A 9,771-nucleotide genomic window follows, 5' to 3' on the forward strand; every position below is an offset into this window, starting at 1 on the left:
GTGGAGCCTACCGAGAGTTCCTGAAAGTGTGAACCGGCGGCATCGGTACCGTACCAATTCCGGCACAATCGTCGAACCCGCCCGCGCGCCTCCCCGCCCGGAGCCGAAACGGGGCTGGAGCCGGCCGGAAAAGGCGGGGGCCGGCGGCATCGAATGCCGCCGGCCCCCGCGCCGGAGATACGAGCCGGACCGTCAGCCGGCCGCCAGCGCGCCGTCGGAGGAGAAGACCAGACCCACGCTCGCGGCGCCCGTGGTCAGCGCCGACTTGGTCTGCGGGCCGCCCGCGTCGAGCGAGCTGAACTTCCCCGCCTTGAAGTTGTAGACCTGCACGAGGCCGGCCTGGCACTTCGGCCGCTGCGGGCACTCCGGCGGGCCGGCGAGCACCGTCGCGCTACCGGAGCACTTCGCGGCGAGCTCGGAGATGGTCTTCACGCCGTACTTGTCGGCGAAGGCCTGGGTCACCGCGAACGCGTTCTGGTCCTGGGCGGGGGACGGCTGGCCGAAGGTCAGCCCGACCTTCTCCCCGACGGTACGGAGTCCGCTCACCGTCTTGTCCAGGTCGGGCGAGGAGATCTCGGTGGTCGTGCCCGGGTTGACCTTCTTGTTGAGGAACTCGGCCATGGTGGCGGCGTACTCGGGCACCACCTGGATCTCGCCCTTCTCCAGCGCCGGCTCGTACAGCTCCCGGTTGCCGATCTGCTGCACCGTCACCTGGTACCCGGCGGCGGTCAGCGCGATCCGGTAGAGCTCGCCGAGAATCTGGTTCTCGCTGAAGTTCGCCGCGCCGACGGTCAGCTTCCCGCCCGGACCCTGGGCCAGTCCGGCGGTGAGGTTGTTCGCGGAGGCGAACTGCTCGGCGGCGACCTTCGGCGTCTTGCGGTCGACGTCGACCGCCTTGTTCAACTCGATCAACTTGGACGTGTCGAGCGTGGCGGCGACCTTGTCCACCGCCGCCAGCAGCGCGGGGTTCGCGGCCTTGGCGTTGACCGCCGCGATCACGTTGTCGGTGTTCTGGAGCTTCTTGTCGTCGTCCAGGACGACCAGCTTGCTGCCGGCGACCGGGGCACAACCGGCCCCGGCGGCGGTACCACCGCGGGGAGCCTCGGTGCCGGATGAGCCGGCACCCCCGCATCCCGCGAGGAACGACGCCGCGGCGAGCGCGCCTGCCGCGCCGACGGCGATACGTGTACGTGCGTGCATGGACGCCCGCCTTCCGTGTCCCGGCGCGAACCCCCCGTGGGTCCGGCCGCGTGTCCGACGGACGGCCAAACCGGTGGTCGCCCGCGATCTACCAGGAAACATCTTCACATCCGGTCAGACAACTTCGCCGCCGAGTTGAAACCAGATCGTCATACCCATGTCAGCAATCCGGGCACCGGTTTCGGAACTTCGACCATCGTCGCGAAGAATGCCGGGTTTGGCGCTACTTCCGGGCAGGAACGCACCACGCTCGGGAGCCGTGTCGCGCAGAGATCGGGCGCCGTGTCGCGCGCCCAGCGCAGGCGCCGGACTGCGCCCCGCTCATAAGCCGGATCGCACCACGCCCGGAAGCCGGACCGGGTCCGGCCCCGGCCGGCGGTTTGCGCCCCGCTCAGGAGCCGGCGACCGCCGCGTCGGCGCGGCGGTCGGCGCGCCCGCGCACCCGGGTACGCCGCAGCGGGCGGGGCGTCACCAGGCGCTCGACCAGAGCCAGGACCAGCTCGACCAGCAGCGCCAGGACCGCGACCAGCACGCCGCCGGCGAGGATCTGCCCGCCGCCGCTCGCGATGCCCAACCCGAAGCCGGCGCTGATGATCTGCCCGAGGCCGCCGCCGTTCACGAACGACGCGAGCGCGGCCGTGGCCACCACCTGCACGGCGGCGGTACGGAAGCCGGCGGCCAGGTACGGCAGCGCCAGCGGCAGCTCCACCCAGCGCAGCAGTTGGCCCCCGGAGAGCCCCATTCCCCGCGCGGCGTCCCGGGTCTCCGGATCCACCTCCCGCACGCCCGTGTACGCGTTCGCGAGCAGCGGTGGGACCGCGAAGACCGCCAACGCGATGATCACGGGCGGGCGCCCGAAGCCGAGGAAGGTCAACGGCAGGATGGTCAGCAGCGCGATGGTGGGTATCGCGAGCGTCACGTTCGAGATGACGACGACCACGCCGCCGCCCCGGCCGGTGTGCCCGAGCCAGAGCCCGATCGGCCAGGCCACCAGGCAGCCGAGCGCGACGGCCACCGCCGAGATGGCGAGGTGCTCGCCGAGCCGGTCCAGGATCCCGCCGGGGACGGTCCAGTTCAGCGGGTCGTTCAGCCAGACGATCGCCTGCTCGACCGGGTTCATCGCGGCTCCTCCCCGGCCACCGTCACGGTACGGCCCGCCCGCGTCACGCCGGAGTCCGCCGACGTCCCGGCCCGGCCCGCCCGCGTCACCACGGGGTCCGCCGGCGTCATGATGCCGTCCGACGGGCGATCCAGGGCGTCAACAGCCGGCCGATCCCGGCGAGCACCAGGTCGAGGACGAGCGCGAGCCCCACGCAGAGGACCGTACCCGTGAGGATCTCGGCCCGGTAGAAGTTGTTACGGAAGCCGCCCAGGATGAGCTGGCCGAGGCCGCCGTGGCCGACCAGCACCCCGACCGTGACCAGCGCCACCGTGGAGACCGTCGCGAGGCGCAGCCCGGTGAGGATGCCGGGCAGCGCAAGCGGCAGGTCGATCCGGAACAGCCGGGCGAAGCGCCCGTACCCCATGCCCTGCGCCGCCTCGCGCACCTCCGGCGGTACCTGGTTGAGCCCCGCGAGCGCGTTCCTGATGATCAGCAGGAGCGCGTACAGGACCAGACCGATGAGCACCGTGCCGGTGCCGGTGCCGACGTACGGGGCGATGAAGGCGAACAATGCCAGGGACGGGATCGTGTAGAGGACCCCGGAGAGTGCGAGAATCGGCCCGGTGAGGGGCCGGAACCAGTACGCCGCGACCGCCAGCGGGACAGCCACCACCGCGGCTATCAGCACCGCCTGCACGGTGAGTTCGGCGTGCTCGCGCAGGGCGGCGAGGATGGTGTCGGAGTTGTCCCGCACGTACTGCCAGGAAAACCACGGATTACCCGGGTAATCCTGGTAGCTCAGCTGGAAGGACATACGTGGACGCTACCCCGCCGGACGGTTCCCCCGCTCCGCAGCACACCACGCCCGCGGCCGGGCCCGGCGGCGCCACCGGCGGCGCCGCGACGATCACGCTGGAATCGGTACGCAAGCAGTACCCGGACGGGACCGTGGCCGTCGGTGACCTGAGCCTCACCGTGAAGGCCGGCGAGCTGGTCGTGCTCGTCGGCCCGTCGGGCTGCGGCAAGTCCACCGTCCTCCGCATGATCAACAGGTTGATCGAGCCGACCTCCGGCCGGATCGTGCTCGACGGCGAGGACGTGACCCGCGCCGATCCGGTCCGGCTCCGGCGCCGGATCGGGTACGTCATCCAGAACGTCGGCCTCTTCCCACACCAGACGGTACGGGCCAACGTCGGTACGGTGCCCCGGCTGCTCGGCTGGTCCCGGCCCCGCATCCGGGGCCGGGCCGACGAGCTGCTCGACCTGGTCGGGCTCGACCCCGCCCAGTTCGCCAACCGCTACCCACACGAGCTCTCCGGCGGGCAGCGCCAGCGGGTGGGCGTGGCGCGGGCGCTCGCGGCCGATCCGGTGGTGCTGCTGATGGACGAGCCGTTCTCGGCGGTGGACCCGATCGCGCGGACCCGGCTCCAGGAGGAGTTCCTCCGCCTCCAGGCCGACGTACGCAAGACGATCGTGCTGGTCACGCACGACCTGGACGAGGCGGTGCGGTTGGGCGACCGGATCGCCCTGCTCTCCGAGGGTGGCAAGCTCCAGCAGTACGACTCGCCGGCCGCCCTGCTCGGCGAGCCGGCGACCCCGTTCGTGCGCGAGTTCGTCGGGGCCGACCGGGGCATCCGACGCCTCGCGGTCACCGCGATCACCGCCGAGATGCTGGCACCGTGGCCCGGCCCGACCGCCCCCACCGACCTGCCCACGGTGGCGCTCGGCTCCTCGCTCTACGACGCGCTGGCCGTACTGCTGACCGCGAACGCCGACGAGGCTCGGGTGGTGGACGGTACCGAGCCGGTGGGCCTGCTCAGCCGGCACCGGATCCTCAGCATCGACTACCCCGCCGAGCGGGCCTAGGCAAGACCCGCGGCGAGCTGGCCGGTCGCGGTTGGACCTGCCGCGGTGGACCTGCCGCGGCCGGGTCCGGCGAGGGAAGGGGGCCGGACCCGGCCGCGGGCTCGGGGTGCGTGGGCGGCCCCGTACGGGCTTGCCCACCACCGGTCAGCGGGGACCGCGCCAGCCGCCGAGCGTCGCGATCCCGATGATCCAGCCGACGAAGAAGCCGTACCCGGCGCCCGCGCCCGCCGCCTCGAACGCCCCGAGCAGCGACGGGTTGCTGACGATCAGCGCGGCGAGCAGCCCGGCGAACGCGCCCGCGAAGACGTACGCCGACCAGCCGGCGAGGAGCTGGCTGAGCGTCCCCCGGGCCCGGGCCAGCTGCGAGCCGGGCAGCAGGTGGAGGAAGAGCGCGGTGAGGGCGACGACCAGGATCGCCTTGAGGTCGGCGGCGAAGACGTCCTGGACCGAGTCGTTCGAGTCGAAGCGCCAGGCGGGCCAGTTGAGCAGGCGCAGGAACCAGCCGCCCGCCGTACCGGCGTCGGTGTTGTCCCGGGCCCAGTCGGCGTACCAGGGGCTGCCGAAGACCAGGACCAGGACGAGTGCGGTCAGGGTGCCCGCACCGGTGGTGGTCTTGTAACGGTTGGTGAGAGCCATGGCGCGGTAAATGCCCCGCGCCGTTCCACCGGCAAACCTGACCGGCCGCTATGCGGCGATCCGCCCCCGCTGAGCCGATCGGGCGATCCGCCCGTCCTGCGGCGATCCGGGGCTGGGCGCGCGCCGGCCGGTCAGTGCTTCGACAGGTAGTCGATGAAGGCCGCCCGCAGCAGCGGCGCCGCCTCCTCGTACCCGTGCCCGGTCAGCTCCCGCCAGAGCGCCACCGCCTCGTCGACGGTCGGGCCGACCGAGTTCGGCGAGCCGTCCAGCACCGACGCCTCGTCCGCGTCCGGCAGGTGCCGCAGTACCGACCAGAAGAAGCCGACGTCGCGACGGTCCCGGGCCCGGGCGAAGGCCCGCTCCCGCAGCTCCTCTGTGGACAGGGCATCCAGCTCGGCGAAGGAGGGGGTGGTCGGGCCGCCGGTCGACGATTCGGTCATACCGCCGAGCCTAACCGGCGCGGGTCGGCGTACCCAACTCAAGTCCGCAGGTCAGCGCCAGCGGTCGGGATCCCAGGGGTCCACCCGACTCTCGGCGCGCTGGGCCGGCAGCGAGGACGACCAGGAGTCCGCCCGGTCCGACCGGGGGCTCTCCCAACTCGGGGCGGGCGTACCGGCGGGGGCGCGGCGCCACAGGTCGTCCGGCCCGCCGGGGCGCGGGCGCCCGTACGACTCCACGAGCCGGGTCACGAGCAGACCGCCCGCGACGACCACGGCCGCGATCGCCGCGAGGGCGATGTGCCACTCCCGCCGGTCGGCGTACGTGATGAAGAGGGTGAGCAGCGAGACCGACAGGAGCGTGCCGAGGACCCCGCCGCGACGGCCGAAGGCGCTGGTGCCGGCCACCAGCACCGCTCCCAGCGCCAGCCCGGTCCACTCCAGCCCGGAGGTGGGGCGCACCGGCCCCGTGCCGTTCGCGGCGATCAGTACCCCGGCCAGCATCGCGAAGATCATCGACACGACCAGGGTGAGCGCGACGACCACGCCGGCCAGCGCGCCGCGCCGTACCGCCGGATCGCCGACCGGGCGGAAGCGGCCGACGGTGCGGCGCAGCGTCCTGATGGTGCCCAGGAGCCCACCCAGTACCGCCAGCGCGGCGAAGCCGCCCGCGAGGTACCAGGCCTCGCCGGTCGGGTCGTAGTCGCCCTGCACCTGCACCGGCGCCACCCGCTGCTGGATGAAGACGATCGCGCCGAGCGCCGCCGCGAGGCTGGCCGCCCACGACGGGACGTGCAGGCCCACCACCAGCGCCGCGACCGCCAGTCCGAGCAGCGCCACGGTCACGGTGGCGGGCGCCATCGCCTCGATCACGCCCCGGTCGCCGTTCTCGGCGAAGTGCAGCGCCGAGGCGAGCGCGACCGGCCCGATCGCGAGGTTCGGTACGCCGGCCCGCAGCGTGAGGCCCGCCCCGAGAGCCAGCAGCCCCAGCGCCGTACCGGCGACCAGCAGGTGGTTCAGCCCGGCGCCGCGCAGCTCGCCCGGGTAGTCCCGGTACATCAGGTACGCCAGCGCGCCCGCCCCGAGCAGGAGCACGACCTCCCAGATCAGGTGTACCGCCAGCCGGTCCCGGCCCCCGTCACCGTCGATCGGGTCGTCGTAGCCGTCGTCGACCGGTCCGTCCGGCTGCGGTTCGGTGCGCTCCGTGGCCGGCTCGTACACGTCGGCGACGAAGCTGCCGCCGTGACGTCCCTCGTCCCGGTACCTCGACTCGCCGTACCCCAGGTCGTCCAGCGTCCCGTCACCGACCCGCTCCGCGCCGTCGTCACCGCGTCGCCGGTAGATCGACTCGTCGTACGCCATGTCGCGCGCCTCCTCTGGTCGTCCCGTCGACCAGTCAGCGTGCGGGGCCGGATGGTGGGGCCGAGCTGGCCGAGCGGACCGGGCCGGACGGGCGCGACGCGGCGCCCGGAATCGACCGGTCGCCAGGCACCGTACTCGCCGATCGCGGCCTCGCGTAACCCCCGAGCAGGCCGGGCCCGCGACGCGCGCCCGTCAGGGGCGGCGGTCGCGGTCCTCGCGCTCGTCGTCGTCGGGCCGCTTCGGCACCCGGCAGGACCGCTCCAGCCAGAGCGCCGCGCCCACCAGCGCGAGCGACCCCGCCAGCCCGGTACTGGCAGCCGGAAGATCGTTGTACGAGGCCCTGGTCTGCTCGAGGATCAACCAGCCCGTGGTGCCCGCGTAGAAGCCCGCGAAGATGGAGCCCGCCAGCGAGGAGGCCTTGGCGAGGACGACGAACCGCGCCACCGCCAGCGGGTCGACCGGATCACGCCCCGGTCGCCGCTCGATCCGGGCCCGGGTGTTCACCGCCGCGTACCCCTCCAGCACCGCGAGGGCGGCGATCGTCACCGCCGGCAGCCAGGGCAGACCCGGGATGTCCTGGTAGAAGGTGCTGATCAACAGCCAGGCCAGGGCCGCCGCGGCCAGGCCGGAGACGATCAGGCTGGCCGGCCGGGTGGGCCCCATCCGGCCGCGCTCGGGCGCGGGACCGCGCGGCGGCGACTGCCGATCGGTCATCGCGCCACCTCGTCACGCCCGCCGCGACCCCGCGAATCGTCGCTCGCGCCCCGGCTCCCCGGCGACCGGGCGGAGCGGCGCGGCGTCGTCCGGCCACCGCCGCCCGAGCGGTGTCCGCGGGCGCCGGGCCGCGCCGCGGCGCCGAACCCACCGTCCCAATCGCTGCGCTCGTTCATTGAACCGACTCTAACGGCAGTTCTGGTCGAGGGCTCAGGTCCGCCACGTCCCCGGCGACCGGCTGCGCGTTCAGCAGGTCGGTGAGCCAGCCGTGCCCGGGGAGCCGCCCGTACGGCTCCACGTCGATCCACGGCCGCAGTACGAACGCCCGCAGGTGCGCCCGCGGATGCGGCAGGGTGAGCTCGGGGTCGTCGCTGAGGACCGCCTCCCCGGCCTCGTCCCAGACGGCGATCACGTCCACGTCGAGGCTGCGCGGCCCGAACCGCCGCAGCGGATCCCGGACCCGCCCCGCCGCCTCCTCGATCGCCCGCGCCCGGTCGAGCCAGTCCCGGGGGGTCGCGCCCGGGTCCCGGACGACCAGCACCGCGTTCAGGTACGGCGGCTGCTCCGTGTCGCCCCACGGCGGCGTCTCGTACACGCCCGAGGCGACCAGCAGCACCTCCCGCAGGGCCGTCACCGCCGTACGAAGGTGGCCGATCCGGTCGCCGAGGTTGCTGCCGATGGAGAGCACCGCCCTGGTCACGGCCGCCTCCCCCGGGTCACGGTGACCGCCACGTCGGCGAACTCGTGCGGTATCGGTGCGCGCGGCTTGTGCACCGTCACGGTGGCGGCCGCCACCCGCGGGTCCGCGAGGCAGGCCGACGCGAGTCGGTCCGCCAGCGTCTCGATCAGGTTCACCGGCTCGCCGGAGACGATGGCGACCAGCCGCTCGGCGAGTTCGCCATAGTGGACGGTGTCGGCGACGTCGTCGGTACGGGCGGCCGGGCCGAGGTCGAGCTCCAGCACCACGTCCACGACGAAGTCCTGCCCGTCGCGCCGCTCGAAGTCGTAGACGCCGTGCCGGCCGAAGGCCCGCAGCCCCGTCAACGCGATCCGGTCCGTGCTCATCGCATCCCCACCCGACTCACGACGCCTTCCAACCTGTTCATCGCGCCTCCACCCGACGCACGGCGCCTTCCAGCCGGCTCATCGCGCCTCCACCCGCTGGGCCAGCCGGGGCCGCCCGCTGGCCTGCCACACCGCGAGCGCGTCCGCCGTACCGCGCACGTCGTGCACCCGTACCCCCCACGCCCCGGCGGCCACCGCCAGCACGCTGGTGGCGACGGTCGCCGCCTCGCGCTCCGCGACCGGCCGCGCGCCACCGTCCGGCCCGGCCAGCAACGCACCGAGGTACGACTTCCGGCTCGCCCCGAAGAGCAGCGGGAACCCCAGCTCCAGCAGCTCCGGCAGGCGGGCGGTGAGCTGCCAGTTGTCGGGGGCGCGCTTGGCGAAGCCCAGACCCGGGTCGATCACGATCCGGTCGGCGGCGACGCCCGCGGCGAGCGCCTCGTCCACCCGCTGCGCCAGCTCGGCCCGGACGTCGGCGACCACGTCCGAGTAGACCGCGAGGTCCTGCATCCGCCGGGAGTGCCCACGCCAGTGCATCAGCACCCACGGACAACCCGCCTCCGCGACCACCCTGGCCATGTCCGGGTCCGCGAGCCCACCCGAGACGTCGTTCACCACCGCCGCGCCCGCGGCCAGCGCCGCCGCCGCCACGCGCGCGCGGGTCGTGTCGATGCTCATCGGTACGCCGGCGGCGGCGAGTTCGCGGATCACCGGCAGGACCCGGTCCGCCTCGGTCGCGGCGTCCACGCGGTCCGCCCCGGGCCGGGTCGACTCCCCGCCGACGTCGACGAGGGCCGCCCCGTCCACGTGCATCGCCACCCCGTGCCGGACCGCCGAGTCGAGGTCGGCGTACCGCCCGCCGTCCGAGAACGAGTCCGGCGTGACGTTGAGCACCCCCATCACCACCGGTGAGCTGGACCGCAGCAGATCAGTCACGGCTAGACGGTAGCCGACCCCCCGCCGCCGGCTCCGTCGGCGCGGCCCGCGCGCTCAATCCCCGGGAGCCAGCGCAGAGGTATAGCGAGCGAGCGCAGCGGCGCCGGCGTCGTCCTGGAGCCGAGGAGCGTGCGGCGAAGCCGTCACGCCCCGCGGGCGAAGGACGATCGCCCCTCGGGCGCCGCGAAGCGACGCGAGCGCAGCAGCACAGCGAGCGAGCGCAGCGGCGCCGGCGGTGTCTGCACTGACGCGTCGCGGCGGCCGACCACCCACCCACACCGCCGCGGAAGGAAAGACACCGCCCCTCAGGCGCCGCGAAGCGACGCGAGCGCAGCAGCACAGCGAGCGAGCGCAGCCGCGCCGGCGGTGTCTGCACTGACGCGTCGCGGCGGCCGACCACCCACCCACACCGCCGCGGAAGGAAAGACACCGCCCCTCAGGCGCCGCGAAGCG

At 73.9% G+C, this 9,771-nt stretch carries 11 protein-coding genes; 1 reads left to right on the top strand and 10 read right to left on the bottom strand.

Features of this window, described 5'->3' with window-relative positions; genetic code table 11:
* Nucleotides 1-192: 192 nt before the first annotated feature.
* From AB0J86_RS11590 to AB0J86_RS11600, 3 genes are all read right to left on the bottom strand, one after another.
* On the bottom strand, nucleotides 193-1,200 hold the full coding sequence (locus AB0J86_RS11590; protein ID WP_363856021.1) for a glycine betaine ABC transporter substrate-binding protein: 1,008 nt from the start codon (nucleotides 1,198-1,200) through the stop codon (nucleotides 193-195).
* A 391-nt stretch (nucleotides 1,201-1,591) separates the two neighbouring features.
* The gene (locus AB0J86_RS11595; RefSeq protein WP_363856023.1) at nucleotides 1,592-2,320 is read right to left on the bottom strand and encodes an ABC transporter permease subunit; all 729 of its coding nucleotides are present in this window, start codon (nucleotides 2,318-2,320) and stop codon (nucleotides 1,592-1,594) included.
* 106 nt (nucleotides 2,321-2,426) lie between these two features.
* The gene (locus tag AB0J86_RS11600) at nucleotides 2,427-3,116 is read right to left on the bottom strand and encodes an ABC transporter permease subunit (protein WP_363856024.1); all 690 of its coding nucleotides are present in this window, start codon (nucleotides 3,114-3,116) and stop codon (nucleotides 2,427-2,429) included.
* A 92-nt stretch (nucleotides 3,117-3,208) separates the two neighbouring features.
* Here AB0J86_RS11600 and AB0J86_RS11605 point away from each other — a divergent pair, with 92 nt between their 5' ends.
* The gene (locus tag AB0J86_RS11605; protein ID WP_363856163.1) at nucleotides 3,209-4,168 is read left to right on the top strand and encodes an ATP-binding cassette domain-containing protein; all 960 of its coding nucleotides are present in this window, start codon (nucleotides 3,209-3,211) and stop codon (nucleotides 4,166-4,168) included.
* Nucleotides 4,169-4,312: 144 nt separating this feature from the next.
* Here AB0J86_RS11605 and AB0J86_RS11610 read toward each other — a convergent pair whose 3' ends face one another.
* The 7 genes from AB0J86_RS11610 to folP all read right to left on the bottom strand — a co-directional run bounded on the left by AB0J86_RS11610 (nucleotide 4,313) and on the right by folP (nucleotide 9,318).
* Nucleotides 4,313-4,804, bottom strand: a complete 492-nt coding sequence (locus AB0J86_RS11610; protein ID WP_363856026.1) for a hypothetical protein — start codon at nucleotides 4,802-4,804, stop codon at nucleotides 4,313-4,315.
* Between the two features lie 131 nt (nucleotides 4,805-4,935).
* Nucleotides 4,936-5,244 carry a hypothetical protein gene (locus AB0J86_RS11615; protein ID WP_363856028.1) on the bottom strand — a complete coding sequence of 103 codons (309 nt, stop codon included), beginning with the start codon at nucleotides 5,242-5,244 and terminating at the stop codon, nucleotides 4,936-4,938.
* 51 nt (nucleotides 5,245-5,295) lie between these two features.
* Entirely contained in the window at nucleotides 5,296-6,603 is a 1,308-nt protein-coding gene (locus tag AB0J86_RS11620; RefSeq protein WP_363856030.1) for an ABC transporter permease, read from the bottom strand.
* 192 nt (nucleotides 6,604-6,795) lie between these two features.
* Nucleotides 6,796-7,317: a DUF3180 domain-containing protein gene (locus tag AB0J86_RS11625; RefSeq protein ID WP_363856031.1), complete on the bottom strand. Its 522-nt coding sequence runs from the start codon at nucleotides 7,315-7,317 to the stop codon at nucleotides 6,796-6,798.
* Nucleotides 7,318-7,489: 172 nt separating this feature from the next.
* Entirely contained in the window at nucleotides 7,490-8,017 is a 528-nt protein-coding gene (folK, locus tag AB0J86_RS11630; RefSeq protein WP_363856033.1) for a 2-amino-4-hydroxy-6-hydroxymethyldihydropteridine diphosphokinase, read from the bottom strand.
* Nucleotides 8,014-8,382, bottom strand: a complete 369-nt coding sequence (gene folB, locus AB0J86_RS11635; protein WP_363856035.1) for a dihydroneopterin aldolase — start codon at nucleotides 8,380-8,382, stop codon at nucleotides 8,014-8,016. The genes folK and folB overlap by 4 nt, the downstream gene beginning before the upstream one ends.
* A 78-nt stretch (nucleotides 8,383-8,460) precedes the next feature.
* Nucleotides 8,461-9,318 (bottom strand): dihydropteroate synthase, encoded by an 858-nt coding sequence (gene folP, locus AB0J86_RS11640; protein WP_363856037.1) that lies wholly within the window; start codon nucleotides 9,316-9,318, stop codon nucleotides 8,461-8,463.
* Nucleotides 9,319-9,771: the final 453 nt, after the last annotated feature.

The sequence above is a fragment of the Micromonospora sp. NPDC049559 genome, from assembly GCF_040676675.1.
Lineage (GTDB): Bacteria > Actinomycetota > Actinomycetes > Mycobacteriales > Micromonosporaceae > JBFAPK01.

Bases quoted from the DNA above. Each gene is read 5' to 3' on its own strand.
- AB0J86_RS11600 (WP_363856024.1), bottom strand. From the start codon at position 3,116: ATGTCCTTCCAGCTGAGCTACCAGGATTACCCGGGTAATCCGTGGTTT.
- AB0J86_RS11615 (WP_363856028.1), bottom strand. From the start codon at position 5,244: ATGACCGAATCGTCGACCGGCGGCCCGACCACCCCCTCCTTCGCCGAG.
- AB0J86_RS11610 (WP_363856026.1), bottom strand. From the start codon at position 4,804: ATGGCTCTCACCAACCGTTACAAGACCACCACCGGTGCGGGCACCCTG.
- folB (WP_363856035.1), bottom strand. From the start codon at position 8,382: ATGAGCACGGACCGGATCGCGTTGACGGGGCTGCGGGCCTTCGGCCGG.
- AB0J86_RS11590 (WP_363856021.1), bottom strand. From the start codon at position 1,200: ATGCACGCACGTACACGTATCGCCGTCGGCGCGGCAGGCGCGCTCGCC.
- AB0J86_RS11625 (WP_363856031.1), bottom strand. From the start codon at position 7,317: ATGACCGATCGGCAGTCGCCGCCGCGCGGTCCCGCGCCCGAGCGCGGC.
- AB0J86_RS11620 (WP_363856030.1), bottom strand. From the start codon at position 6,603: ATGGCGTACGACGAGTCGATCTACCGGCGACGCGGTGACGACGGCGCG.
- AB0J86_RS11595 (WP_363856023.1), bottom strand. From the start codon at position 2,320: ATGAACCCGGTCGAGCAGGCGATCGTCTGGCTGAACGACCCGCTGAAC.